Raw genomic sequence first — 24779 nt, 5'->3', positions numbered from 1 at the left:
TCGACTCCGTTTCACTCAGCCATTGAGCATCTGGCCGCCATCGACGGCAAGAGTCTGTCCGGTGATCCAGCCGGCCCAGGGCGAAGCGAGGAATAACGCGACATGAGCGACTTCCTCCGGCGTGCCGTAACGGCCGAACGGGATCTTGGCCAGTACGGCGGCGTAGCGCGAGGGATCCTCATGCCTGCAGCGATCCCACATGCCGCCGGCAAACTCGATCGAACCGGGCGCGATGGCGTTGACCCGGATGCGCTGTGAAGCCAGTGCCAGCGCCTGCGACATGGTGTAGTGGCTAAGTGCCGCCTTCATCGCTGCATAGGACGGGCCTGCCGGACGCGGGCGCAGCGCCGCGATCGAACTGGTATGCAGGATGCTGGCATGCGCCGATTTCGCCAGATGCGGCTGCGCCGCCCGTGAGGCACGCACGGCGGCCATCAGGTCGACATTGAAGTCGGCCAGCCACGCTTCATCGTTATCGCCGAAACCGTAACCGCTGGCGTTGTTGACCAGCACGTCGATACCGCCCATGGCAGTGGCTGAAGCTTCCACAAAGTCATTGACGGCTGACGCGTCGGCCAGGTCGCAGCTCTGTACATGGACGTCGGCACCAAGCGCAGTGATTTCACGTGCCACTTCGTCCAGCGCTGCATGGTCGCGCGCACAAACCGATACCGCCGCCCCGGCCGAGGCGAATGCCAGCGCGATACTGCGGCCGATACCCTTGCTGCCGCCGGCGATGACCACACGGTAGCCGTGAAAATCAAACGCCGTGTTCGGCATGAGGGCCGTCATGAAAACACATGCCAGTGCGGCCCAAGATGCAGGAACATGGCACCGAAAAGCAGCATCAGCACGACGACCGCGATGATCGCGATCGCCAGATGGATATAGCCAAGTACCAGCCCGGCGATGGCCATGCCATCACCCTCGATGAGGGTGCCCGCCGGAGCGCGCCGTATTTCGCTGCGTGCCAGGTGACCGCAGATGACGGCCACGATCGCGCCAATGAAGGGCAACAGGCACCAGGAAAGAATGCCGAAAACCAGACTCACCACCGCCAGCGTGCTGGTGCTGGAAGCAGGTCGATACGCAGGCTGATAGCTCATCGTCGCTGCACTCGCTATGGGAACCAGGGAGGACGCCGCACCGCATTGCCACCGATCGCGGGTGGCTTGCCACCCGCGATCGAACACATCACTTACAGATCGAACTTGATGCCCTGGGCCAGCGGCAGCGCGTCCGAATAGTTGATCGTGTTGGTCTGGCGGCGCATGTAGACCTTCCATGCATCCGAGCCGGACTCACGACCACCACCGGTTTCCTTCTCGCCACCGAACGCGCCACCGATTTCCGCACCGGACGTGCCGATGTTGACGTTGGCGATACCGCAATCCGAACCGGCCGCCGACAGGAACTGCTCGCCCGCGCGCAGGTTGTTGGTGAAGATCGACGAGGACAGGCCCTGCGGCACGTCGTTCTGCATGTCGATCGCCTCGTCCAGGGTCTTGAACGGCATCACGTAAAGGATCGGCGCGAACGTCTCGGTCTGCACGACTTCATGCGAGTTCGCGATACCGGTGACGATCGTCGGCAGCACGAAGTTGCCCTTGCGATCGGTCAGCGCCGCGCCACCGGTGGCGATCGTGCCACCGGCCGCCTTGGCCTTCTCGATAGCGCCGAGGTAGGCGCTTACCGCTTCGGCACTGTTGAGCGGACCCATCAAGGTGGTGGACAGGTTCGGATCGCCGATCTTGCCCTCGACCTGCTTGTACGCCTTGACCAGGGTCTCCAGCACGTTCTTGTAGATCGACTCGTGCACGAACAGGCGGCGCGTGGTGGTGCAGCGCTGGCCCGCGGTGCCGACGGCGCCGAACACGATGCCCGGGATCGCCAGCTTCAGGTCGGCGCTCTCGTCGAGGATGATCGCGTTGTTGCCACCCAGCTCCAGCAGCGAGCGGCCCATGCGCTGCGCCACGCGCTCGCCAACCATGCGGCCGACCTTGGTCGAACCGGTGAAGCTGATCAGCGGGATGCGCTTGTCGTCGACGAAGCCCTGCGACAGATCGGTGCCGGCGTCGTTGAACAGGAAGAACAGGTCCGGGAAACCGCCAGCCTTCAACGCCTCGTTGCAGATGCGGATGGTGGCGATCGCCGACAGCGGGGTCTTCGGCGACGGCTTCCAGATGCAGATGTCGCCGGCGATGGTGGCGAGGAACGAGTTCCATGCCCACACCGCGACCGGGAAGTTGAACGCGCTGATGATGCCGACCAGGCCCAGCGGGTGGTACTGGTCGTACATGCGATGACCCGGGCGCTCCGAGTGCATGGTGGCGCCGTACATCATGCGGCTCTGACCCACCGCGAAGTCGGCGATGTCGATCATCTCCTGCACTTCACCGTCGCCTTCGGGCTTGATCTTTCCCATTTCCAGCGCAACCAGCGAACCGAGCGCATCCTTGTGCTTGCGCAGCGCTTCGCCGCACAGGCGCACCGCTTCACCGCGCTGCGGTGCCGGCGTGGTGCGCCACACCTTGAAGGCGGCCTGCGCACGCTTGACGATCACCTCGTAATCGGCAGCGCTGGAGGCATGCACGGTACCGAGCACGTCGCCGGTGGCCGGATTCACCGGCTGCAGCGCGCCGGCGTCGGTGGTCTTCGACCACTCGCCCTGACCGAGGTACGTGCCGGACTGTTCGCCGTGAAGGCCAAGTGCGGTGAGGATTGCGTGGGACATGGATGTCTCCTGGACTTGCGCGCCCGTGGGCGCCGAGGTGATGACGGTTAATTGCCCATTCTAGCAGGCCATCGGTTCTTGCCAGAGCACGGCACGGATCGCACAGGCGCGGGATCCATGCGAAAATCGCCGCCGCTGCCCTCGTAGCTCAGTTGGATAGAGCGGCCCCCTCCTAAGGGGCAGGTCGGACGTTCGAATCGTCTCGAGGGCACCATTTGTGACATCCAAAGGCCGGCGATGCCGGCCTTTGTGCTTTCCGGCTCAGGAACTGCACGACAGCATCGAGCAACCCGCCTTGTGCCGGGCCCAGTCCGGACGCTTCTGTGCGAACGCCTCGCGACCGGGCTGGTCATCGTACGGACGCCGCATCACATCCAGCAATTCCGTAATGCCGCCGGGATCGCCCTGCTCGGCCCGGTCGATCGCCTGCTGGGCCAGATAGTTGCGCAACACGTAGCGTGGGTTGGCCATGCACATGCCCGTTCGACGCTGTTCAACTGATTGAGGGTCGGTAGCAAGCCGTGCGACATAACGCAGCAACCAGTCATTGAGCGCTGGCTCTGCCTCACGCCGTTTCGCCTCGTCGTAAAACGCATCGCGCATCGTCACCAGGGTCGGCGCCTGCTCATCGACGTCGGCCAGCGCACGAAACCACAGCGTCATGTCGATCTCGGCCTGCTGCATCAACGACTGCAGCGACTGCATCAATGCCACGTCGTCATCGCGGCATTCGGCCAGACCGAGTTTGGCGGCGATGTTGGCGCGATCGGCGACGGCATAGGCCGCCGCGTAACGATCCAGCCCGGCCTGCAACGGTTCGACACCCTCAAACAACGGCGCCAGCGCACCGGCCAGGCGGCTCAGGTTCCACCACGCCACGTTCGGCTGCTGGCCGAAGCGGTAGCGGCGACGTTGCGCGTCGGTGGTGTTCGGCGTCCAATCCGGGTCGTAGTTGTCGACCCAGCCATACGGGCCATAGTCGATGGTGAGACCTAGAATCGACATGTTGTCGGTGTTCATCACGCCATGCACGAAACCCACGCGCATCCAGTGCGCGATCATCGTTGCGGTACGCTCGCATACCTGTGCGAACCATTCCGCATACAACGCTTCGCCCTGCCCGCCGAGTTCCGGGAAATCGCGGCGGATGGTGAAGTCGACCAGCTGCTTCAGCAATGAGATATCGCCACGCGAGGCCGGCAATTCGAAATTTCCGAAGCGGATGAATGACGGTGCCACGCGGCAGACGACGGCGCCACGCTCAGATGCGGCGTTGCCGTCATAGAACATGTCGCGCAGTACCGGCTCGCCGGTATCGACCAGGCTCAAGGCGCGCGTGGTCGGCACGCCGAGGTGGTGCATCGCTTCGCTGCACAGGAACTCGCGCACCGACGAACGCAGCACCGCTCGACCGTCTGCGCCGCGCGAATACGGCGTCAGTCCGGCGCCTTTGAGTTGCAGTTCCCAGCGCTCGCCCGCGGCGCTGATGATCTCGCCCAATGAAATCGCCCGCCCGTCACCCAGCTGACCGGCCCAGTTGCCGAACTGGTGCCCGCCATAATTCGCCGCATACGGTTGCATGCCATCCAGCAAGGCATTGCCGCCGAACCACCGCGCAAACTCCGGCGTGGCGACTTCGGCTTCGCTGAAACCCAGCGTCGTCGCCATTTCGAGCGAATGCGCGAGCAGGTGCGGTGCGGCGACCGGCGTGGGATCGACCCGCGAATACAGCGCACCCTCGACTTGGCGCAGGCGTGACCCCTGCTCCGGATCACCGGGCAGTTCGCGGACGAACGCGTTGTCAAAGTGCAGCATGGGCATGGACGAAAGGCCGGGTGACGATACGCACCTTATATCCGGGCACATGACACGCCATGCAATACCTCAACGGCTGCGCGCGTACCCGGCGTGTCGACGAAGCTCAGGCATGCACTGCGGACTGGCGAGCCGCGATCTGCACAGCCCTTCCCGGGCGATACAGGCTCTTGAGCCGCTGATAGACCGCCAGCACGGCCGCGCCGTAATCCCTGGCGAGTTCGGGTGTGTGACTGTGGTAATAGCCGACCCCCAGCACCGGATCGCGCGTTTCATGCATGCCGTCGCGCAGGATCTTCGCTGCCACGGTGATGTTCGTGCGCGGGTCGAGCAGGGTCAACGGGTCGCGAACCGCATCCCTGTGCATCGGGTAGTAGACCTGCATGATGCCGACGTCCTGGACCATGGAGCCGAACTGGCTGGCCACGGCCATCTCCATCTGCACGTGCCGGCGGTCACCGAGCACCAGGTGATCGTTGACCCTGAACAACCATGGCGTCGGCCCGACCTTTCCACCGGGAAGCAGCGCGCGCGACTCGACCAGCGCGACGCTGTAGAGCAGCAGCGGATCCAGACCGGACGACTTGCCTACCTCGGCCCACAGACTGTCCCGGGATGCGATGTCCAGGTCCGGCTCGGCAACCGGCATCATCAGATCCATGGTGCTGACATCCGCCAGCAAGGCATCCGGGGCATTCGACGGCGTTGACGCGGGCGATGACGGCTCCGGTGACGGTGCGGGTGCTGCCTTCACAATGCGCGCTGGTGCGGGCGAGGCAACCGAAACCACTGCCACCGTGGCGAGCGCATGGCTGCCGGTTGGAGCCACCTGGGCACTGGCAAGCGTGGCCAGCCCCGATTGCAGCTTCGGATGCGCCTTCATCATGATGCCTGGCAGGACGAGCATGGCGCCGAGCAAGGCGCACAATGAGACTGCCGCAATCGTCCCGCGCCGGCCTGCCTGGTTCCATCGTGGCCACTGCACTACCCAAGCTCGAACACGGAACACGCGTGCCGCACGAACACCCCGACTCAATGCGGCGCCGCAAAAGCCGCCCGTTTGCTTCATCAGGAGCGTGAGAAAGCCAATCCGGCTCCTGAACGATGGAACAGCGAGCGCGGGAGCTGACACAGGCCGCCGATTCGCCCACTGCGAAGGAGTCCATGCCTGCGCCGACCAGTTCGCGGGCCTGCTGCTGGCGGCCGAGCTGGCGGCCTTCCAGCTCGCCGGCGACATCAGATAGACCCGGCTCGACCTGCGCTGCGTTGCGGCGGGAAGCGGATGGGTCCGCCTGGACCGCACACTCGACGGGGCGTCGAGGGGAGTGCCCTTCGACTGCCCGGCCTCGAAGCCACCGGCAGCCGCGCGCCCAAGGACATCCGGACTTGCAGCATCGGTGAGTCGGTCGATCAAACCATCCACAAGCGAATCCTTGTCAAACAAAATGGACACGGCAACGTGCGATGCACCACAGTCCGGATCCTGCCTTGGCAGCGTCGGCCGAACCGGGAATGCCGGTCGCAACGAAACGCGCCGTTGGATCAACTCCGGGCCTCGGTCATCCGCGTGAGGATCTGCGGGAAGACCCGGGCAACGGTTTGCCGGCGCAAAACACCGGGCAATTCCAAGCAAGTCGCATGCCCTGCATACCCAATAAACTGCGAACAAGATCACCAATCTTATAACCAACACCGCCAATACGCTGGAAATTGCATGAACGACACGCCACGCCTGCCCATGAATTACGATGCGCTGCCCGAGGACAGGCCATACATCGATGCCACCACAAGCTGGCTGGAGCGGGCAGTGATCGGCCTCAATCTCTGCCCGTTTGCCCGCGCACCGCATGTGCAGGGCAAACTGCGCATGCGGGTCAGCCAGGCTCGCGATGCCGATGCGTTGCTGGACGATCTGTGCGGCGAACTGCAATCGCTCAACGCGTTGACGCCGGATGAATGCGAGACCGGCCTGCTGATCCATCCATTCGTGCTGACGGATTTCCTCGACTACAACGATTTCCTCGACGTGGCCGATGCCGCGGTACAGACGCTCGGACTCGAAGGTGAATGGCAGGTGGCCAGCTTCCATCCCGACTACCAGTTTGCCGACAGCGCGAAAGACGACATCGAGAACTTCAGCAACCGCTCGCCCTACCCTACGCTGCATCTGTTGCGCGAAGCCAGCATCGAGCGTGCGATGGATTCGATGAGCGATACCGACAGCATCTACCGGCGCAACATCGAGACGCTGCAACGGCTCGGCATCGATGGCTGGCAGGCGTTGTGGCACGACACGAAGGGCTGAACGCCCCCACGCGCAACGTGCAGTTCACATTCACTCGGGACGAAGCTGTCATGCTGACGAGTGAACAATCTCCCCGATCCCTACGCGGAAAGCGTCGACCCGAGCGTGCAATGCACGACCTGCGAGGCCGTGTGCTGTCGCCTTACCGTGGTACTGATGCCCGAGGATCATGTACCGACCTGGCTGATCCATCGCGACGAGTACGGACTGGAAACCCTGGCCAAGGGCGAGGATGGTTGGTGCTCCGCAGTCAACCCGAATACTTCCGGGTGCACGATCTACGCGGATCGCCCGGTGATCTGCCGCAAGTACGCGATGGGCAGCCCGAGTTGCCGCGACGAACGGCACAAGTGGTTCGGCGACGCGATTCCCACCGCGGTGCACATGCTTTAGCCCTACGCGGCGAAGATCGACGCGATCTCGTCGGCACCAAGCGCACGCCATTCACCCAGCGGCAACTCGCCCAGGGTGAGTCCGCCGACCGAGAGGCGTCGCAGCGTCTCGACGTGATTGCCGGCGGCGGCGAACATGCGGCGTACCTGGTGATAGCGGCCTTCGGTGACGGTGAGCCGCGCATGCCGCGGCCCCAACACCTCGAGCGCCGCTGGCGCCAGCGGCTCCTTCTCGGTTTCCAGCATCACGGTGCCGCTGGCAAACAGTGCACCCTCATCACCACGCAGGTCCTGCCCCAGGGTAGCCTCGTAGACCTTGGTCACCTGCGCCTTCGGCGAGATGATCCGGTGCAGCAGCGCACCATCGTCGGTGAACAGCAGCAGTCCGCTGGTATCGCGATCGAGCCGACCCACGCTCGACAACGCCGGCGTACGCACGTTGTAGCGTGGAGGCAGCAGGTCATACACCACCCGTCCCGGGTCCTTGCGCGAACAGGTGACACCGAGCGGCTTGTTCAACATCAATACCAGGCCAGGCGGCGGATCGAGCGGTTCGTCGTCGACGCGGATGTGCTCGTGGGCCACCACATCGTCGGCGTACAACACTTCGCCATCCGCATCGGTGATGCGCCCCGAACGAAACAATTGGGTGACATCCTTGCGGCTGCCGTAGCCCAGGTTCGCTATGAGTTTGACCAGTTTCATCGCCGTACCCCAGTTGCCTCGATCACCTTGAAACCTTCCTGCACGACCAGCGTGCGCACTTCACTGAAACGCGCGGCAAGTACCGCCTCGTACGGCAGATGCCGGTTCGCCACGATGAACAAGCGTCCTGCCGGCTGCAGTGCATCGGCCGCACTGGCGATGAAAGCCTGCCCCAGCTCCGGCAGATCGGCACGTCCCTGGTGGAATGGCGGATTGCTGACGATGACGTCGTAACGCTGCGGCAGGCCGCGGGTGACATCGCTCCAGTGCACCGTCACCGCCAGTTCGCGTCCGCACTTGTGCTGCGCACTGGCCAGATTGGCCTGTGCCGGCTCCAGCGCACGCGCCTCGGCCTCGTACAGATCGATCGCCTCGACCTTCGGACACCGTGCGACGACCTGGCTGGCCAGATAGCCGTAACCGGCGCCGAGATCGGCCACGCGTCCATGCAGGTCATTCGGCAGGTGGGCTGCCAGCAGCGCCGAGGCATGGTCGATGCGGTCCCACGCGAACAGGCCGGGACGGCTGAGGTAGCCATCGCCGGTCGCACGTGGTGCATCCAGCCCCAGCCATTCGGCCAGCAAGGCCTGGTTGATGTCGGTCGCGTTCGGCGTGCTCCAGAACACCCGGCATTTGTGCTTGGACAGGTGTTGCACGGCGCCGGCCAATTTCGCCAGGTCCGCCTCGCCTGACTTCGCACCTTCGGCATTCGGCATCGACGCCAGCACGACGCCACCGGGTGCCGTGTGCCGAAGCGCACGAGCGAACAAGGCGCGCGCTTCGTCGCGCTGGCGCGGTGGCAGCACCAGCACCAGCGGGAACACTTCGTCGACTGCCGGCTCGCCCACGCGCAGACCGTTGCGGCCCAGCTCGTCGGCAAACGGCATGAAGCTCTGCTCGCACAGCCAGCCGGGCTGCGCCATCTCGCGCAGGCGCCCCCCAGCCCGCGCACGCAGGAACAGCACGCGACCATCCGTCGGCAGTCGCAACTCTGCCGATTCGAACGGAACAAACAGAGCCGCCAGCGCCGCATCCGGCGCGGCCGCGAAAAATCCGCCAGCAGTCACGTCAATTCTTCAATCGTGAAACAGTACCGGCATTGTACGTGGTGAGCATTGCCGGTACCCGTACGTCATGATCCAGCAAGACTGTCGTAGCATGTCCCACGAATTGGACGCCAACCCACAGGGAAAGCCATGAAGCACGGGGAAACTCTACCTATCCTGTTCTGCGCCATGCTGTTCGCATCCACGGCGCAGGCACAGGAATCACCCGCCACGGCCCAGATCCGTTGTGGCTGGTTCGACAATCCGACCCCAGGCAACGCCTCGCTGTACGACCGCGACGGCGAATGGATCATTGGCATCCAGGGCGGTCACCAGGCCGATGGGGACTGGCCCGAATTCAGTGACAGCCAATGGGTCGACACCAACGGACACCATGGACATGGCTGCGCCTGCCTCGATGTCGTGACCTCGACGCACACGCACGAAATCATCCGCATCACGGGCGCCCGTGCGAAGGCCCTCAAGATCTGTCGCAATGATCGTACGTTGAAGGAACCCGACTGACACCCGCGTCGGGTGCTCCGCATGCTGCCTGTCGTCACACTTACACCGAAGGTGACGACATGCCGGCTCAGCTACCGCTGTGTGCGGTTACCGCATCCATCACCCTCGCCGAATACACCATCGCGGCGCCGGCATTCATCGCCACGGCAACACCGAGTGCCTCGGCAATTTCCTCGCGGGTGGCGCCGTGCTTCAGCGCCTCGCCGGTATGCACGGTGATGCAGCCATCGCAGCGGGTGGTGACCGCCACCGCCAGCGAAATCAGTTCGCGGGTCTTGGCGTCCAGGTGTCCGGTCTTCTCGCCAGCACCGGACAGGGTCTGGTAGCCCTTCAGCGTATCGGGGCTCAGCTTGCCGATCTCGCCGATGCGCCCGATCAATTCCTTGCGGTAACCCAGCCAATCCAACATGGAAGTCTCCTCGCTGATATGGCGACCAGACACCGCGCCCGGCCGTGGTCGCCCATAGTGCGCCAGTGGATAGGTGGATGGATATCTGCCATTCAGTGGATGCCGTCGGCCACCGGGGCGGCGGCCGGCAATTCCTGCAGCATCTGCGCGGCCAGCGGCTGATAGCCGCCGTCGAAATGGTGGCCGCCCTTCTTCGCATGAACCGTCACCCAGGGCGGCAGGTCGGGCTCGTCGCAGATGGTGTCGTCGCTGTCGTCCAGGCCGTAGTAACACACCGTCGGCGGCTGGCCATGCAGGGCCTGCAGCGGCGGCATCGTGTCGTAGTGCGTGATCGGATTGATCGACTGCAGCAGCGTCTTGACGTGCTCCTTGAACCAGCCCTGCTTGATCATGTAGCCCTCCAGTTCGATCTCGAAGGTCACATCCCGGCTGGGCGACAGCAGCACCAGCTGGGTAATCCGCGCACGGTTGGCTGGACTGAGCTTGTCGATGATGGTCGGCAACACATCGGCACCGAACGAGAATCCCACCAGCCAGATGCGCTTGCGGCCCCACACACCCAGGTACTTCGTCATCAGCGCATCGAGCTCGCGCGCTGACTCGTCCGCCGTGCGCTCGCGCCAGTAGTACTTGAACGTGTTGACCCCGAGCACCGGAATGCCGCGGTCGATGAAGGCGATGCCCAGGCGTCGGTCCAGATCGGCCCAGCCGCCATCACCGGAATAGATGATCGCCATGACGTCGCCCTTGCCGGCCGGCGGCGCCACGCTGATGCTGCTGACCGGCAGCACCACGCTGGCATCCTCCAGGCTGGTCCGCGTCCACGGACTCCAGACCAGCACGATGCCCAGCAGGCATGCACCCGCCACCGCCAGGATGATTCCACTTCTACGCTTCATCGACGCACCACGCCTGAAAGTCCACCGGAGATCAGGCTGGCCACATTGGTCAGGATCATCGGCAACGCAATGCCGCCGGGCACCGCCATGTAGCGCGGCTCCCATTCCGGCCCGAATTTGTCCTTGTAGCGCTGCAGTCCACGAAAGTTGTAGAAGCGCTCGCCGCGACCAAACACCAGCGCGCCGAAGCGGTTCCACAGCGGCGCCTGCCGTCGGTTGTGCAGACCGGCCAGCGGCGCCATGCCGAGATTGAACCAGCGGTAGCCTTCGCCGCGCGCCCACTGCATCAGCTCCACGAACAGGTAATCCATGATCCCGGGTGGCCCATCGGGCATGTGTCGCATCAGGTCCACCGAGGCTTCCTGTTTCGTTTCATTGAGGAACAGGTTCGCGAACGCTACCAGTTGATCGCCCTGCCACACGGTCGCCATCGGCATGCGCACCAGATAGTGCGGATCGAATGCACCGAGCGAGAAACGCTTCTCGCGTACGTTCTTGTCGCGCATCCATGCATCGGAGATTTCCTTCAGGCGCGGCAACAACGGTGCCACCGCCTCGGCAGGTATGATCTCCAGCCGCAGGCCTTCACGGGTCAGCTTGTTCACCGTGTTGCGCAACACTTTCCTGGACTTGCCGTCGAGATTGAAGCTGTCCAGTTGCACGCGCGCCTCCTCGCCGATCTTCAGCAGGTTCAGGCCCACCTCCAGATACAGGTCCAGATCGGCCGGATTCACCTGGTAGAACACCGGCCAGCCGCCGGCACGTTCGCACTGCTCCAGGAATGCCCATACCAGTTCGCGCCGGGCATTTTCGTCGGCACCCACCGGGTCACCCATCGCCACCCAGCTGCGTCCCTCGGTATCGAACATCAGGAAAGCCTTGTGATCCGGGCCGAACAGCAGGGTCTTGTCGCCCATCAGCGCCAGATGCGCCTGGGCAGAAGGGAACTGCTTGATCAACGGCAACGCCTGCGCCAGCTCCGCCTCGCTCGGCAGCTCGTGCCGCAGCTTGTGCGGACGGATCAGGCTGGCCAGCGCGAACAACATGCCGGCGGCAGCGGCGGCGACCAGTGCGCGCAGTGCACGCGGCGCACCACCCCGGTGAAAACTGAACTCCCACCACAGGTCGGTGCTGTACTCGACGTGCTTGTAACTGAAGAACACCAGCCACGTCGCACAGCCGAGGATCGCCACGATCGCCACGATCCAGCCGACCGAGAAACTGGTACTGAACAACGAGGCGCGCCGATAGAACAGCCGATGCGCAGGCGCCAGCGCCATCGCCAGCAAGGTGAGCAGGGTCGCTTCCTCGTAATCGATGCCTTTCAGCAGCGAGAACACCGCGCCCGCCAGCAGCAACACCAGGGTCAGCCAGTAGGCTGCATCCAGTCGGCGCTGCAGGCCGCGGGCAAGGATCAGCAGCAGCATGCCGATCACGCTGGCCAGCAGGTGCGACACCTCGAGCACCGACAGCGGCAGCACCTCGCTGAGGATCGCCATGCGCAAGGGCAGTGCGCGAGTCGCACCGGAAAACAGCAACACCGCGCCGGAAACCAGGGTCAACCCGGCGAAAAACGATGGCAACAGACCGGTGAACCAGGGCGTCAACAGGGACTTCTCGCGCAGGCCGCGCGCCTCGCGCTGCAGGACCAGCACGGTCGCCGTGCACAGCGGCAGCAGGTAGTAGATGACGCGGAACGCAGCCAATGCACCGAGGATCGGTGCAGCCAGCGCCTGATTGCCGGTGGCGCCGAAGCCGGCCAGCATGACCGCCTCGAACACGCCGAGGCCACCCGGCACATGGCTGATCAGGCCGATGATCTGTGCGATCACGAAGATCGCCAGGAAATGCCCGAAGCCGTTGTTCAGTTCATCCGGCATCAGAATGTAGAGCACGGCCGCCGCCAGCCCCCAGTCGAACGCACCTACCAGGATCTGCTGCAAGGCAATTACCGGCGCTGGCAGCCCGATGCGCCAGCGCCACAAGCGCAGCGGTCGGCGCAGCCGCCAGCCAGCCAGCAGCCATGCCAGCGGCAGCACGGCAAGCAACACCCCGAGCGGGCGGCTGAATTCCGCCAACGGCAGATTCGGCGGCAGCGGCACCAGCAAAAGGGTCACACCAGTCAGTGCCAGCAGGCCAAGCCAGAAACTGGTGGTGCAAAACAGCACCACCCTGGCCACTTCGCCGGTGGACAGCCCGTTCTGGATATAGAAGCGGTAACGGATCGAACCAGACACCAGCAATGACATGCCCACCGCATTGCTGAAGGCATAGCTGATGAACGAAATCAGGGTCACCCGTCGCCACGACAGTCGCCGCCCGATGGAGGCCAGCGCGAAACGGTCGTAGAGCGTCATCACCCCATAACCCAGCAGGGTGAACAGCGCGGCCAGCAGCAGGCGCAGGCGCGAGATGCTCTGCACGTAGGTGCGCACCTGGTGGTAGTTCACTTCCCTGGCCAGCAAATGCAGTGCCCACAACGCAAGGCACAGCATGCCTACCGACAGCAACGGCCCAGCCAGCCTGCGCAGCAATACCGTGCGCTGGCTCGGCGGCGCCAGAATCTCCTCGGCGCTCGGAACCTGCTCGACCTTTTCCTGCTCCACTCGACCACTACCCCTTGTAAAGATCGACTAGGTTGCCACACCGAAGCTGACTGGCAATCTTTTGCGATCCGCCGCATCCGATGATCGTCAGTCCCGACGATATCTCACGCTTCATTGCGGTCGTCATCATCCAGACAGGCGGCCAACCCACGGCCGCCTGTCGTGAAGCATCCCATTGATTCGTCAGGCGTTCGCTGAAGCCTGCCCCAGGCGGCTCACCCAGCGATACAGCAATACCATCAACACGGCGAACGCCACGCCACCAACCCATAGCGCCGGACCATTGGCAAACTCGTCGCCGACCAGGGCAAGCGGGAAGTCCTTGCCGGAAAAGGCGACACAGGCTGCGATCGCTACGCCGAGCAGGCCCTCGCCGACAATCATGCCGGAGGCGAGCAGGACGCCGAGCTGCTTGGTCGCCTCGGGATTCTTCGACGTGCGATCGGCACGACGGTCGAACCACCAGCCTGCGACCGCACCGACCACCACCATCAACGTGCTCTGGGTCGGCAGGTAGATGCCCAGGCCAACCGCGAGCGGCGACAGATGTACCGACTTGGTCGTGCGGCGCAGCACCTCGTCGATCACGATCATGACCACGCCGATCACGCCGCCGATCTCGATCAGGCTCCAGTCGATGTTGTTCTGGATCACGCCCTGTGCGAGCGCCGAAATCAGGCCAGCCTGTGGTGCGGCCAGTGCGTGATCGCGAACAGGGCCCGGTGCACCGACGAAGCCGTAGGCGTGATTGAGCAGATCAAGTATCGGCGGAATGATCGCTGCGCCCGCGAACACACCTACCACCAGCGCCCACTGCTGTTTCGACGGCGTCGCATCGACCAGTTGTCCGGTCTTGAGATCCTGCAGGTTGTTGTTGGCGATCGCCGCGGCAGCGAAAACGATCGAGGTGATGAACAGGGCAAATGCCACCAGCGCGTTCTCGCTGCCTGCAGGCAGCGATGAGCGGATCCCGAACACCAGCAGCAGAGCCGCGCTGATCACGACGATGATGCCGATGCCCGACAGCGGGCTGTTCGACGAACCGATCAGACCAGCCATGTAACCGCACACGGCGGACACAAAGAAACTCATCAGGACGACGAAGATCAACCCGGCGATCACCAGGGTCACGACGTGGTCACCCAGGCCATGACCGGCGGTCAGTGCGAAATTGGCGATCAGCCAGCCGATCGGCACCAGGCAGACCAGCGAGATCAAGGCGACCTGCCCGATCGGGATGTCCTGTTCGGTACGCGGCAGCAACGCGGCATCGCCGGCACTGCGCGCACGCGATGCGGCCATCGCGGAAGTGAGCCCGCTGATGACCGGTTTGACCAGCTTGGCCAGCGTCCACACCGCGGCAACACCGATCGTGCCCGCGCCGACGAAGCGCACCTTGTGGCTCCAGGTTGCGTTGGCGAGTTCCGCTATCGCACCTGCCGAAGGGGCAAGCGCCGAAAAATGCGGAACACCCCAGCCCCAGCCGATCACGGCACCAACCAGCATCGCGATGCCCACCCACAGCCCGACCAGATGACCAATGCCGAACAAGGCAAATGAGAGAAAGAAGTCGAACCCGGTCACACCACCCTTGTCGCCACCCACACGGAAGTAATGCACCACATCGCCCGCGAACACCCGCGTGGCCACCACGACCGCGAAGACGGCAGAAACGATCGAGCCCCACAGCACGGCGAGCAAGCCGGCACGGTTGGACTCGGCCGCCGCCTCGGCACTGATGCCTTCACTACCGCCGGCGCCGACTTTCAATACCTCGGCGCAGGCCACGCCTTCGGGATACGGCAGGTCGGAATTGGTCACCAGCGCGCGGCGCAGCGGGATCGAATACATCACACCGAGGATGCCGCCGAGCGCGCAGATCGCGAATGAAGTCCAGTAATTGAAGCCGGTCCACCAGCCAATCAGGATCAGGCCCGGCAGCACGAAGATGATCGAGGACAAGGTGCCGGCCGCTGACGCGACGGTCTGCACGACATTGTTCTCCTGCATCGTGGAGCCCTTGAAGTAACGCAGCACAGCCATCGAGATCACCGCCGCCGGGATCGAGGTAGCGAAGGTCAGGCCTGCCTTGAGCCCGAAATACACATTCGCTGCAGTGAACACCACGGTAATCAGGATGCCGATGACCAGGCCGCGTACGGTCAATTCTTTGCGCACTGGCGCAATGGATGATGGCTGGGCGCTCACGGATGGTTCTCCCCCGGATGGATGCTGCGGTGGAAGATAGCGTGTAATGGCCATGCGTGGTTACCCTTGACACGGCCCGACAGTTCCCGAACGGAACCATGCGAGGCCATCACAAAGCGAGCTGGCTCTTGAATCGGCGCGGTTTGCCGGATAGCGGATCGACGAACATCAGGCCGTGCGCCAGCAGCTTCAACGGATGCTGGTGGTCGTCTGCGGATTGCGCGGCCAGCACCGGATACAACGTGTCGCCGGCGATTGGCGCACCCAGCGCGGCCATGTGCACGCGCAGCTGGTGTTTCCTGCCCGTGACCGGATGCAGCGCGTAACGCCAATGGCCGTCACCATGCTCGATCGACTCGATCCTCGTCTCACTGTTTGGCTCGCCCTCGACTTCCTGCATGCGAAAGAATGGCTCACCCGCGATGATGCGCGAGCGGCGTTGCAACGGAAACGCCAGCGCCGGCAATGCCGGGGCCAGCGCCTCGTAACGCTTGTCGATCCGGCGTTCACGAAACAATGCCTGGTATGCGGCGCGGCTGGACGGATTGGCCGAGAACAGCACCAGCCCTGCGGTTAGCCGGTCGATCCGGTGCAACGGCACCAAATCGGGATTGTCCAGCCGGCGGATCAATCGCCGCAGCAAGGTCTGCTCGACAAAGCCGCCAGCCGGCGTCACTGGCAGAAAGTGTGGCTTGTCCGCCACCACCAGGTGTGCGTCGACATGCAGCACGTTTTCGACAACCGGAATCGGCACCTCATCCACCACTTCGCGGTAGTAGTGGATGCGCAGCCCGGCCCGGTAAGGCGTATGTGGCGTGATCGTGCCTCCCTGCCCGTCCATTACCCGTCCACGCGCCATGCGATCCAGCCATTGCGCACGACTGATCGTGCCGAATTGCACGCAAAGACCATCGAGCACGGTATCCCATTCACCGGGTGCCAGATGCACCGTGCTGGCATGGACATCGCGAATGAAGGGTGCGGAAGAATTCATGACCGCAGTCTAATGCGCCAGGTCAGACCTGCGGCCAGCGCCAGACTTCTTCGGGTACATTTTTCGCAGCTTTTTTCGACCACCCGTGTGCCGTCCGTCATGTGGAATTGCGCCATCTTTTAAATACACTCGGCGCTGGTGAGGAGATGCTTGAGCAAAAGGGATGTCGACTCGCATCCCGACATCGAAATGCCGAACATGAGGTAGTGCAATGCCCATTGCCAAAGCCCCGGAAAGAATCGCTTTCAGCGTGCGTCTGCTCATCCCGCGACCAGCTTCTGCCTTGCTGCTGATGCTTGTGCTCGCCGTTTGCATCGCCACTCCCGGCATCGCTGCCAGCCTGGATCCAGGCCTGCTGTCGAAAGTGCAGGCAGCCACGTTCGAGGTGGTCATTCCCAAGCCGGTCGATGATCCGCTCAAGTACGAGAAGCCGTTGCCGCTGGACCAGCTGCCCTATCAATTCCGCAACGACAAATATTTCTCGATCGGCACCGCGTTTGCGCTCGGCAACAACCGCTATGTCACTGCAGCACACGTGCTGGACGCTGGCATCGGTAGCCTGATGGGTACACCGGCGTTGCGCGATGCGGGTGGCCATGTGTATGCCATCGACCAGATCACCAGATTTTCGCTGGGCCAGGATTTCGTGGAGTTCTCGCTCGTCAAGGAACCACCAGGCGCAGTGGCGCTCGAGACCGATACCGCACCCGGCCTTAATCAGGTGGTCTACGCCGTCGGCAATGCGCTGGGCACGGGCGTGGTGGTTCGCGACGGCCTGTACACATCCGACACACCGGAAGATCAGGATGGTCGCTGGAAGTGGATACGCTTCTCGGCTGCCGCCTCACCGGGCAACAGCGGCGGCCCGCTGCTGGACAAGGATGGCAAGGTCATCGGCATCGTGGTGATGAAATCGCCGAGCGAAAACCTCAACTACGCACTCCCGATCGGTGAAGTGCTCAAGGCACCCGACAACCTGGCACTGATCAACAAGCGGCTGAACTATCAGCCGGGTTTCTTCGACACCCCTCAGACCGCCATCTTCAAGCAGCAGTTCGCACTGCCGAAAAGCTTTCCAGATTTCAGCACGGCCTATCTGAAATTCGGCGATGCCTTTGCCGATGAGCAACTGAAGACATTGCGCGACAAGAATGCGGACCAGCTGTTTCCGCATGGCAGCGGTTCCCATCGCCTGCTGCATGCCGGTGTCGACCTGCATACGTTCCCGTCGCTGATCCGTCACAACAGCAATGGCATCTGGGTACCTGCGCGGCCGCCGCAAAACCGTGAACCGCTGCCGCACAACGGTTATGTGGCAACCGGCGCAATCGGCAACCTGCTGCTGGTACATCTGCGGAAACCCGACGATCTGTCGGCAAGCCAGCTCTACGGCAATCCCGAAAAATCCATGGATCTGTTGCTGAGCGGCTGGTCGTTCACCCGCGATATCGGCGCGGAGAAAACCCGGATCACCTCGCTGGGCAAACCTGCCGAAGATTCGATCTACACCGATGCCTACCAGCGGCACTGGCAGGTGCGGGCGTGGCCACTGGCCTACGCAAACGCCCGGGTGATCTCCTTCTCGTTGCCGGTGCCGGATGGTTATGTGGCGATCATGCGGCTGGTGCCTGCTGGCGAGACCCATCCGGTCATGATCGACATGCAGGCGACGTGTGACTTTGTCGACGTGTCCTATGGCGGAACGCTCGCACAATGGAAGGACTATCTGACGAATACCGCGTTGCTGCCAGGCGCACTCTCCGGGATCCGGCTCGATTTCGACTACGGCCATCGGCTCGGTTACCACTCGAGCCGTCTTGGCTTCTCCTACACGCCCGAGCTGCAGAAGATCGATCAGGACAGTTATCTCACGCTTGGCTTTGGCTATATCAACGACCACGGCAAGGTGAACTGGGACGTGAGAGACGTCGAGGTCAAAGGAGACGCCCACAGCAAGGCACGGATCAACCTCAATCGGCACATTGCCCCCACCGATGACCTCGACGACAGCTACCGAAGCCGGTGGAAGCAACTCAAGCAGCGCGAGCACCCCGATGACAGCGTCGCTTACAGCAAGAACGACATGACCGAGATCGGCACGGTCGCCGGGCAGCCGGGCGATTCGTCCAGCGTGCTCTATACGGCGTTCTTCGCAGCCGAGGGGTCGGTCCCGCAGGCGGCCATGAAGAGCAAGCTCGACCTGCTGTTGAAAGACCTGCAGGTAAACGAGCACTGAGACTGCCGGAAAACAGCCATGACAAGCCGCGCCGGTGGCTGGCACAGCGTAGAATGGCTGGTTACCGTCTCAAGGCACGTCCATGGCCCTCAACTCCACCATCTACAAGGTCGAACTGCAGGTCAGTGACATGGATCGGCATTACTACGCCACCCATGCGCTGACCCTGGCACGGCACCCGTCGGAAACCGAGGAGCGCCTGATGGTGCGTCTGCTCGCGTTTGCGTTGTACGCGGACGAACGGCTGGAGTTCGGCAAGGGGATCAGCGACGAGGACGAGCCGGCGCTGTGGCGCAAGGCGTATACCGACGAGATCGAACTGTGGATCGAGGTCGGCCAGCCGGACGAGACTCGCATCCGCAAGGCCTGCGGGCGTTCGCGCCAGGTCGTGGTGATCAGTTACGGCGGCAACGCCGCGGAGATCTGGTGGAACAAGATCGGCACCTCACTGAGCCGCAACAGGAACCTCACGGTCCTGGACATTCCGACCAGCACTGTCGCCGGGCTCGCCGCTCTGCTGCAGCGTGGCATGCGCCTGCAATGCCTGATCCAGGACGGCCAGCTGCAGCTGATGAACGATGCCGACTCGGTCGCGGTCGATCCGCTGCGGCGCATGGCACCTGCCGAAACCGTGAGCTGATCCGCGTCGTCGCGAACAACGCGATACCGCCATGCCGTCGTCGTTTGCCGGATAATCGCGCACCCATACCCTGTCTTCACCATGACCCGGAGTCACGCCATGCGCTGGTTGCTGTCCCTGCTTGCCTTGCTTGCCCTCGCCGCCTGTACGGCCGCACCACCCGCGCACGCCACCGGAAGCGTGGACAAGCTCACCGTCATCGACCAGAAAGTCGGCACCGGCGCCGAAGCTAAGGACGGCATGAAGGTAACGGTGCAGTACACCGGCTGGCTGTACGACGACAAGGCGAAGGATCATCACGGCGCGAAATTCGACAGCTCGCTCGATCATGGCGAACCGTTCTCCTTCCTGCTCGGCCAGGGCAGCGTGATCGCCGGCTGGGACCAGGGCGTGGCCGGCATGCATGTCGGCGGCAAGCGCATCCTGCTGATTCCGGCAGCGCTCGGCTATGGTGCCAACGGCGCCGGCGACGACATCCCGCCGAATGCCTCGCTGGTGTTCGAGGTGGAACTGGTCGGCGTCAATACCCCATGACGTTTCGCGGGAGCGCACCCTGTGCGCGATGCTTTTCGGGGACGTGAGAAAAGAGCCCTCGCGCACAAGCTGCGCTCCTGCGGCATCTTGTATCAATCCTGCTGCGCCGCCTCATCGCGGCCCTGCTGGCGAATGATCGCCTCTTCCCGCGCGTCGATGATCGACTGCATCACGCTGTCGACATCGGCGATGCGCTCGTCGAATTCAAAATGGCCGGTGAGCTCGCTGTCCGGATGCAACTCTCCCAGCTCGTACAGCGCCCACATTTCCTCGCCGTAGTAGGTATCCAGCAGTTCCGGCGCGAAACGTGACAGGCTGATCGTGATATTGCCCACGTCTCTTCGCAGCATGGCACGGGCGGCGTTGTTGCCGGAGGCGCTGACCGCCTGCGGCAGATCGATGATCACCGGCCCCTGTGGCCCGACCAGCACGTTGTATTCGGACAGGTCGCCATGGATCAGGCCGACGCACAGCATCCGCGCCACCTGCTGCATCAGGAAACGGTGGTATTCACGGGCGGTGTCCGCCGACAGCTCCACTTCACCCAGCCGCGGGGCCGAATGACCATCCGCATCGGTGACCAGCTCCATCACCAGCACGCCGTTGAAATAGCCGTACGGCTTCGGCACACGCACGCCGGCCGCAGTCAGCTGGTACAGCGCGTCGACTTCGGCATTCTTCCAGGCCGCCTCGGCTTCCTTACGCCCGAACTTCGTCGCCTTGCCCATCGCGCGCGCCTGCCGGCTGCCACGTACCTTGCGACCTTCCTGATACTGCACGCGCTGCTGGAAGCTGCGCTGGGCCATGTCCTTGTAGACCTTGGCGCAACGGATGTCATCACCCGAACGGACGACGTAGACGGAGGCTTCCTTGCCGCTCTTCAGCGGTCGCAGCACCTGGTCGATCACGCCTTCATCGATCAGATCCTGCAGTCCCTTGGGGGTTTTCATGCGTGGGATGGCTTCTGCAATTCCGGGGTAGAACGCCCATTATGGCCGATCGGCCCACATCCCGGCTTTTTTGTCGCTATCGGGTTGCCCACGCCATGACGCAGCGAGCATCAGGCAGCCTCGATCACGCAGATCAACGAAACACCAAAAGGAAGATTGAAATACCTCAGCAAAAATCGCTCGCTGCCAAACACATTCCGGAAAAGGCCGTTGATGAGAGCCGGCGGAACGCCTGCCCCCGTTGCGAATACACTCCGGAACAGCTTGTCCTTGAGTCGAGCAACGACCGCGAGCGGAAACAGGATCGTGTTGAAATGGGACAACCTGACGGGGCGCAATCCTGCGTCTGCAAGCTTCATCCGCAACTGCCTCGACGAATACCTCCTCTTGTGATGAAGAAACCTGTCGTGACTGCCGTAAAGCCACTGACCTGCAGGTATCGTGATCAAGATACGCCCGTCCTTTGCCAACAACGACCTCAGAGCGACCAGCGTCTCCGTATCCTGCTCGATGTGTTCCAGGACATCGAACAGGCAGATCAGATCGAAGCAGCCTTCTTCGTTGAATGGAATTTCATGCGGGCATTGACCCGCCCTGATGTCATAAAGTCCGCCGGTTTTCCTCGATGCTATGTCTCGAGCGACCGCATTCATCTCGAAGGTGCTTACATCACCGAACCTGGCCAGCATCTGCAAGTTGCCGCCGGTGCCACAGCCAACTTCCAATATTCTCGAATTCTTCGGCAAGCGAAGTTGATCCATCGTCGACAAAAGAATCTGCCGGCGGCCTGAAAACCACCAATGCGTGGCTTCGACTTCACCCATTTCCAGATAGGCGGCCGGATTCATCGTTCAGTTCCTCAATTGTCGAACACGTCAGGTTGCTTCTTTATAGGTCGCTTCAGGCAACGCATCCATGCAAACAGCCAGAGAAAACAGGAGCTTCGAGCGAAGGCGGAGGAATGGATTTCTGGCAGACTTGGTACGCGCAACATCTTGCCACGATTGCGCCATCAACTGGCGTGCAGGTTGGAAGCAGCCAATCGCTCCCGAACCGTTGCCGCGATTTCGAAAGAATAACGCCGCGCCGCGTGCTCGAACACGTTGGCCGTGATCAACAGTTCATCCGGCCGATGCCGTGCAATGAAGGCCTCGATACCGTCCTGCACCGTATTCGCAGCACCGACCACTGCACAGGCCAGCGCGCGTTCGACCATCAATTTCTCGGGCGGTGTCCAATATGACTCGATGTCGTCGATCGGCGGCGGAATCAGCCCCGGCCGGCCACGACGCAGATTGATGAAACTTTGCTGCTGGGTGGTGAACAAGCACCGTGCCTCCGCATCGCTGTCGGCGGCAACCACGTTGATGCCGAGCATTGCGTACGGTTGCTGCAGGCGTGTCGAAGGGCGGAAATCGCGTCGGTACAGCGCCAACGCCTCGTCCATCGCATCGGGCGCGAAATGCGATGCAAACGCGAACGGCAGGCCAAGCTGTGCCGACAGCTTGGCGCTGAACAGGCTGGAGCCGAGCAGCCATACCGGCACCTCGATGCCGGCGCCGGGCACGGCGCGCACCTGCTGGCCGGGAACAACCGGTTCGAAGTAGCCGAGCAGTTCGACCACGTCGTGCGGGAACGCGTCGGCGCTGTCGAAGTAGCGACGCAATGCCTTGGCGGTGGGTTGATCGGTACCCGGCGCACGCCCCAGTCCCAGATCGATGCGCCCCGGATACAGCGAGGCCAATGTGCCGAACTGCTCGGCCACCTGCAGCGGTGCATGGTTCGGCAGCATGACGCCCCCGGCACCGACACGAATGGCTGAGGTTCCGCCGGCCACATGACCGATCAGCACCGCCGTCGCCGCACTGGCGATGCCGGGCATGTTGTGATGCTCGGCCAGCCAGTAGCGCCGATAGCCGAGACGCTCGGCCAGTTGCGCCAGATCGAGTGTATTGCGGAATGCGTGGCCGGCATCGCTGCCTTCGGTAACCGGTGCCAGGTCGAGGATGGAAAAGGGAATCATGTCGAAGTCTCGCCATAATGAAGTTCCTGATCTGGGGGCTCCCGCAACAATTGCCACCATCCGGCGCGTTTTTTGTAGGAGCGGCTCCAGCCGCGATCGCTCTTTGCCGCAATGGATAGAAACAGAAGAAGCATCGCGGCTGGAGCCGCTCCTACAGTCGCAGCCATGGGCGGCTACAATGGCCCACCATCGCTCTGTGGCGTCCCGATGAACGAACCCGTCCGCCTCGCCAAACGAGTCGTCGCGCTGACTCAGTGCTCGCGACGCGAGGCCGAGCAATACATCGAAGGCGGCTGGGTGCGTGTCGACGGCATCGTGGTGGAAGAGCCGCAATTCATGGTCGGCATGCAAACCGTCGAACTCGATCCCGCCGCCCAATCGATCGCTACCGAACCGGCCACCCTGGTGCTGCACAAACCGGCCGGTTACGACGCCGGCAGCGGCCCGAACCCAGCCAGCGCGCTGGTCACACCGGAGACGCGTTCACTCGACGATGCCTCCAACGTGCGTCCGCTGAAGCGGCACCTGCAACGGCTGACCACACCGCTACCGATGCCGACCAGCGCCAGTGGCCTGCTGATCTTCAGCCAGGACTGGCGCGTCACCCGCAAACTCACCGAGGACATCGACCGGGTCGAGCAGGAATTCGTCGTCGATGTCGAGGGCACACTGATCCCGAATGGACTGGCCCTGCTCAATCACGGCCTGCGCTTCAACAACTACGCGATGCCACCGATCAAGGTCAGCTGGCAGAGCGAACAGCGACTGCGCTTCGCATTCAAGGTGTTGCAGCCGACCCAGATCGAGCCGATGTGCCAGGCGGTCGGTCTGAAGGTACTGGCGATGAAACGCCTGCGCGTCGGCCGCATCCCCCTGGCCAAACTGGCGCCCGGGCAATGGCGCTATCTGGCTCCCAGCGAACGCATCTGAGCATTCCGCGCAACCGCAGCAACGCCGTACGCGGACCCTGCACAACAGGCAGCGGATCAGCTTAGACTTCCCTGCGCGTCATACGCAGCACACCACCCGACCACACCAAGGAGTATGCCATGAGCAAGGGCATGGATTCAAAGAAAAGCGAGAAGAAAAAACCGGCCAAGACCATGAAGGAAAAAAAGGCCGCCAAGCAGGAAAAGAAAAAGAACAAGTGACCTCCTCGCCTGCTCGGGCCAACACCGTTCAGGCGATTCCATGCCGGGCAGGAACCACTTCCTGCCCGGTATGGAATCGAGGGCCACCCGATCAGTACTGCCCCATGTAATCCCGCTTGCCGATCTCGATGCCGTTATGGCGCAGCAGCGCGTACGCGGTGGTGACATGGAAGAAGAATTGCGGCAGGCCATAACTCAGCAGATAAGCCTGTCCGTTGAAGCGGCGTTCCTTCGGTGTGCCTGGCCGTATCACGATCTCGCGCTCTGCGGCGCCTTCGAACTGCGTCGCGCTGAGACTGCCGATGAAATCGAGACTGCGCGCAATCAGTCCGCGCAGTTCCGCGAACGTCTGCTCGTTGTCCTCGTATTTCGGCACCTCCGCACCAGCCAGCCGCGCCGACACCCCGCGCGCGAAATCACAGGCGATCTGCACCTGCTTGGCCAGGGGAAACATGTCGGGGAACAGGCGCGCCTGAGTCAGCGCCGTTGGTTCTATGCTCTTCTCCGCCACATGCGTCGCAGCCTTGGCCAAGATCGCGTCGAGGCTGCCGAGCATCTGCCTGAATACGGGGATGGAGCTGGTGTAGGTGGCGTCGGTCATGGGCTT

The 24779-nt window shown here is 63.0% G+C and carries 23 protein-coding genes and 1 tRNA gene; 8 read left to right on the top strand and 16 right to left on the bottom strand.

All coding sequences use genetic code 11. The annotated features are described in order from the left end of the window. Positions 1 to 15: 15 nt before the first annotated feature. The 3 genes from B0E50_RS17440 to B0E50_RS17430 form a co-directional block, all read right to left on the bottom strand. A complete protein-coding gene (locus B0E50_RS17440; RefSeq protein ID WP_077442560.1) occupies positions 16 to 792 on the bottom strand; it encodes an SDR family NAD(P)-dependent oxidoreductase in 777 nt (258 codons plus the stop codon). Beyond that, a complete protein-coding gene (locus B0E50_RS17435; RefSeq protein ID WP_077442559.1) occupies positions 789 to 1106 on the bottom strand; it encodes a DUF4190 domain-containing protein in 318 nt (105 codons plus the stop codon). The genes B0E50_RS17440 and B0E50_RS17435 overlap by 4 nt, the downstream gene beginning before the upstream one ends. Before the next feature lie 92 nt (positions 1107 to 1198). Next, the gene (locus B0E50_RS17430) at positions 1199 to 2734 is read right to left on the bottom strand and encodes an aldehyde dehydrogenase family protein (protein WP_077442558.1); all 1536 of its coding nucleotides are present in this window, start codon (positions 2732 to 2734) and stop codon (positions 1199 to 1201) included. A gap of 137 nt (positions 2735 to 2871) precedes the next feature. On the opposite strand from B0E50_RS17430, the gene B0E50_RS17425 reads away from it, so the two are divergent. After that, positions 2872 to 2948: transfer RNA gene (locus tag B0E50_RS17425), tRNA-Arg, on the top strand. A 47-nt stretch (positions 2949 to 2995) separates the two neighbouring features. Here B0E50_RS17425 and B0E50_RS17420 read toward each other — a convergent pair. Together B0E50_RS17420 and B0E50_RS17415 are read right to left on the bottom strand one after the other, a co-directional pair. Further along, entirely contained in the window at positions 2996 to 4555 is a 1560-nt protein-coding gene (locus B0E50_RS17420) for a YdiU family protein (RefSeq protein ID WP_077442557.1), read from the bottom strand. Between the two features lie 100 nt (positions 4556 to 4655). Further along, positions 4656 to 5456: a transglycosylase SLT domain-containing protein gene (locus tag B0E50_RS17415; protein ID WP_254427331.1), complete on the bottom strand. Its 801-nt coding sequence runs from the start codon at positions 5454 to 5456 to the stop codon at positions 4656 to 4658. Between the two features lie 807 nt (positions 5457 to 6263). On the opposite strand from B0E50_RS17415, the gene B0E50_RS17410 reads away from it, so the two are divergent. Then, complete coding sequence (locus tag B0E50_RS17410; RefSeq protein ID WP_077442556.1) at positions 6264 to 6854, top strand: DUF1415 domain-containing protein; 591 nt, start codon at positions 6264 to 6266, stop codon at positions 6852 to 6854. A gap of 60 nt (positions 6855 to 6914) precedes the next feature. Beyond that, entirely contained in the window at positions 6915 to 7247 is a 333-nt protein-coding gene (locus B0E50_RS17405; protein ID WP_077442555.1) for a YkgJ family cysteine cluster protein, read from the top strand. A gap of 2 nt (positions 7248 to 7249) precedes the next feature. Here the strand turns inward: B0E50_RS17405 and B0E50_RS17400 are convergent, their stop codons facing one another. Then, complete coding sequence (locus B0E50_RS17400) at positions 7250 to 7951, bottom strand: pseudouridine synthase (protein WP_077442554.1); 702 nt, start codon at positions 7949 to 7951, stop codon at positions 7250 to 7252. After that, positions 7948 to 9018 (bottom strand): class I SAM-dependent methyltransferase, encoded by a 1071-nt coding sequence (locus B0E50_RS17395; protein ID WP_077442553.1) that lies wholly within the window; start codon positions 9016 to 9018, stop codon positions 7948 to 7950. The genes B0E50_RS17400 and B0E50_RS17395 overlap by 4 nt, the downstream gene beginning before the upstream one ends. A gap of 129 nt (positions 9019 to 9147) precedes the next feature. Here B0E50_RS17395 and B0E50_RS17390 point away from each other — a divergent pair, with 129 nt between their 5' ends. Next, on the top strand, positions 9148 to 9522 hold the full coding sequence (locus tag B0E50_RS17390) for a DUF4087 domain-containing protein (protein WP_077442552.1): 375 nt from the start codon (positions 9148 to 9150) through the stop codon (positions 9520 to 9522). Between the two features lie 67 nt (positions 9523 to 9589). Here the strand turns inward: B0E50_RS17390 and B0E50_RS17385 are convergent, their stop codons facing one another. The 5 genes from B0E50_RS17385 to B0E50_RS17365 all read right to left on the bottom strand — a co-directional run bounded on the left by B0E50_RS17385 (position 9590) and on the right by B0E50_RS17365 (position 16638). Further along, a complete protein-coding gene (locus tag B0E50_RS17385) occupies positions 9590 to 9931 on the bottom strand; it encodes a carboxymuconolactone decarboxylase family protein (RefSeq protein WP_077442551.1) in 342 nt (113 codons plus the stop codon). Positions 9932 to 10023: 92 nt separating this feature from the next. Then, on the bottom strand, positions 10024 to 10830 hold the full coding sequence (locus B0E50_RS17380; RefSeq protein ID WP_077442550.1) for an AcvB/VirJ family lysyl-phosphatidylglycerol hydrolase: 807 nt from the start codon (positions 10828 to 10830) through the stop codon (positions 10024 to 10026). Next, positions 10827 to 13436, bottom strand: coding sequence for a bifunctional lysylphosphatidylglycerol flippase/synthetase MprF (gene mprF, locus B0E50_RS17375; protein WP_254427330.1), 2610 nt, complete (start codon positions 13434 to 13436; stop codon positions 10827 to 10829). The genes B0E50_RS17380 and mprF overlap by 4 nt, the downstream gene beginning before the upstream one ends. Positions 13437 to 13619: 183 nt before the next feature. Further along, entirely contained in the window at positions 13620 to 15644 is a 2025-nt protein-coding gene (locus tag B0E50_RS17370; RefSeq protein ID WP_254427329.1) for an oligopeptide transporter, OPT family, read from the bottom strand. A gap of 109 nt (positions 15645 to 15753) precedes the next feature. Then, on the bottom strand, positions 15754 to 16638 hold the full coding sequence (locus B0E50_RS17365) for a pseudouridine synthase (protein ID WP_077442548.1): 885 nt from the start codon (positions 16636 to 16638) through the stop codon (positions 15754 to 15756). Positions 16639 to 16849: 211 nt separating this feature from the next. Here B0E50_RS17365 and B0E50_RS17360 point away from each other — a divergent pair, with 211 nt between their 5' ends. The 3 genes from B0E50_RS17360 to B0E50_RS17350 all read left to right on the top strand — a co-directional run bounded on the left by B0E50_RS17360 (position 16850) and on the right by B0E50_RS17350 (position 20048). Beyond that, the gene (locus tag B0E50_RS17360) at positions 16850 to 18874 is read left to right on the top strand and encodes a trypsin-like peptidase domain-containing protein (RefSeq protein ID WP_077442547.1); all 2025 of its coding nucleotides are present in this window, start codon (positions 16850 to 16852) and stop codon (positions 18872 to 18874) included. A gap of 82 nt (positions 18875 to 18956) precedes the next feature. Continuing rightward, a complete protein-coding gene (locus B0E50_RS17355) occupies positions 18957 to 19514 on the top strand; it encodes a YaeQ family protein (RefSeq protein WP_077442546.1) in 558 nt (185 codons plus the stop codon). Between the two features lie 99 nt (positions 19515 to 19613). Next, complete coding sequence (locus B0E50_RS17350; protein WP_077442545.1) at positions 19614 to 20048, top strand: FKBP-type peptidyl-prolyl cis-trans isomerase; 435 nt, start codon at positions 19614 to 19616, stop codon at positions 20046 to 20048. Positions 20049 to 20140: 92 nt separating this feature from the next. On the opposite strand, the gene B0E50_RS17345 is transcribed toward B0E50_RS17350, so the two are convergent. From B0E50_RS17345 to B0E50_RS17335, 3 genes are all read right to left on the bottom strand, one after another. Beyond that, positions 20141 to 20998 (bottom strand): PA4780 family RIO1-like protein kinase, encoded by an 858-nt coding sequence (locus tag B0E50_RS17345; RefSeq protein WP_077442544.1) that lies wholly within the window; start codon positions 20996 to 20998, stop codon positions 20141 to 20143. Between the two features lie 110 nt (positions 20999 to 21108). After that, positions 21109 to 21846 (bottom strand): class I SAM-dependent methyltransferase, encoded by a 738-nt coding sequence (locus B0E50_RS17340; RefSeq protein WP_077442543.1) that lies wholly within the window; start codon positions 21844 to 21846, stop codon positions 21109 to 21111. A 164-nt stretch (positions 21847 to 22010) separates the two neighbouring features. Then, entirely contained in the window at positions 22011 to 23021 is a 1011-nt protein-coding gene (locus B0E50_RS17335) for an LLM class flavin-dependent oxidoreductase (protein WP_077442542.1), read from the bottom strand. Between the two features lie 207 nt (positions 23022 to 23228). Here B0E50_RS17335 and B0E50_RS17330 point away from each other — a divergent pair, with 207 nt between their 5' ends. Further along, a complete protein-coding gene (locus B0E50_RS17330) occupies positions 23229 to 23951 on the top strand; it encodes an rRNA pseudouridine synthase (RefSeq protein WP_077442679.1) in 723 nt (240 codons plus the stop codon). 312 nt (positions 23952 to 24263) lie between these two features. On the opposite strand, the gene B0E50_RS17325 is transcribed toward B0E50_RS17330, so the two are convergent. Next, a complete protein-coding gene (locus tag B0E50_RS17325; RefSeq protein WP_077442541.1) occupies positions 24264 to 24773 on the bottom strand; it encodes a DUF1993 domain-containing protein in 510 nt (169 codons plus the stop codon). Positions 24774 to 24779: the final 6 nt, after the last annotated feature.

Source organism: Rhodanobacter sp. C01 (assembly GCF_002001045.1).
In the GTDB taxonomy this organism is placed as follows: Bacteria; Pseudomonadota; Gammaproteobacteria; order Xanthomonadales; family Rhodanobacteraceae; genus Rhodanobacter.
This window is presented reverse-complemented; position numbering and strand designations above follow the sequence as displayed.

Bases quoted from the DNA above. Each gene is read 5' to 3' on its own strand.
- B0E50_RS17440 (WP_077442560.1), bottom strand. From the start codon at position 792: ATGACGGCCCTCATGCCGAACACGGCGTTTGATTTTCACGGCTACCGT.
- B0E50_RS17435 (WP_077442559.1), bottom strand. From the start codon at position 1,106: ATGAGCTATCAGCCTGCGTATCGACCTGCTTCCAGCACCAGCACGCTG.
- B0E50_RS17430 (WP_077442558.1), bottom strand. From the start codon at position 2,734: ATGTCCCACGCAATCCTCACCGCACTTGGCCTTCACGGCGAACAGTCC.
- B0E50_RS17420 (WP_077442557.1), bottom strand. From the start codon at position 4,555: ATGCCCATGCTGCACTTTGACAACGCGTTCGTCCGCGAACTGCCCGGT.
- B0E50_RS17415 (WP_254427331.1), bottom strand. From the start codon at position 5,456: ATGCTCGTCCTGCCAGGCATCATGATGAAGGCGCATCCGAAGCTGCAA.
- B0E50_RS17410 (WP_077442556.1), top strand. From the start codon at position 6,264: ATGAACGACACGCCACGCCTGCCCATGAATTACGATGCGCTGCCCGAG.
- B0E50_RS17400 (WP_077442554.1), bottom strand. From the start codon at position 7,951: ATGAAACTGGTCAAACTCATAGCGAACCTGGGCTACGGCAGCCGCAAG.
- B0E50_RS17390 (WP_077442552.1), top strand. From the start codon at position 9,148: ATGAAGCACGGGGAAACTCTACCTATCCTGTTCTGCGCCATGCTGTTC.
- B0E50_RS17385 (WP_077442551.1), bottom strand. From the start codon at position 9,931: ATGTTGGATTGGCTGGGTTACCGCAAGGAATTGATCGGGCGCATCGGC.
- B0E50_RS17380 (WP_077442550.1), bottom strand. From the start codon at position 10,830: ATGAAGCGTAGAAGTGGAATCATCCTGGCGGTGGCGGGTGCATGCCTG.
- B0E50_RS17365 (WP_077442548.1), bottom strand. From the start codon at position 16,638: ATGAATTCTTCCGCACCCTTCATTCGCGATGTCCATGCCAGCACGGTG.
- B0E50_RS17360 (WP_077442547.1), top strand. From the start codon at position 16,850: ATGCCCATTGCCAAAGCCCCGGAAAGAATCGCTTTCAGCGTGCGTCTG.
- B0E50_RS17355 (WP_077442546.1), top strand. From the start codon at position 18,957: ATGGCCCTCAACTCCACCATCTACAAGGTCGAACTGCAGGTCAGTGAC.
- B0E50_RS17350 (WP_077442545.1), top strand. From the start codon at position 19,614: ATGCGCTGGTTGCTGTCCCTGCTTGCCTTGCTTGCCCTCGCCGCCTGT.
- B0E50_RS17345 (WP_077442544.1), bottom strand. From the start codon at position 20,998: ATGAAAACCCCCAAGGGACTGCAGGATCTGATCGATGAAGGCGTGATC.
- B0E50_RS17340 (WP_077442543.1), bottom strand. From the start codon at position 21,846: ATGAATCCGGCCGCCTATCTGGAAATGGGTGAAGTCGAAGCCACGCAT.
- B0E50_RS17335 (WP_077442542.1), bottom strand. From the start codon at position 23,021: ATGATTCCCTTTTCCATCCTCGACCTGGCACCGGTTACCGAAGGCAGC.
- B0E50_RS17330 (WP_077442679.1), top strand. From the start codon at position 23,229: ATGAACGAACCCGTCCGCCTCGCCAAACGAGTCGTCGCGCTGACTCAG.
- B0E50_RS17325 (WP_077442541.1), bottom strand. From the start codon at position 24,773: ATGACCGACGCCACCTACACCAGCTCCATCCCCGTATTCAGGCAGATG.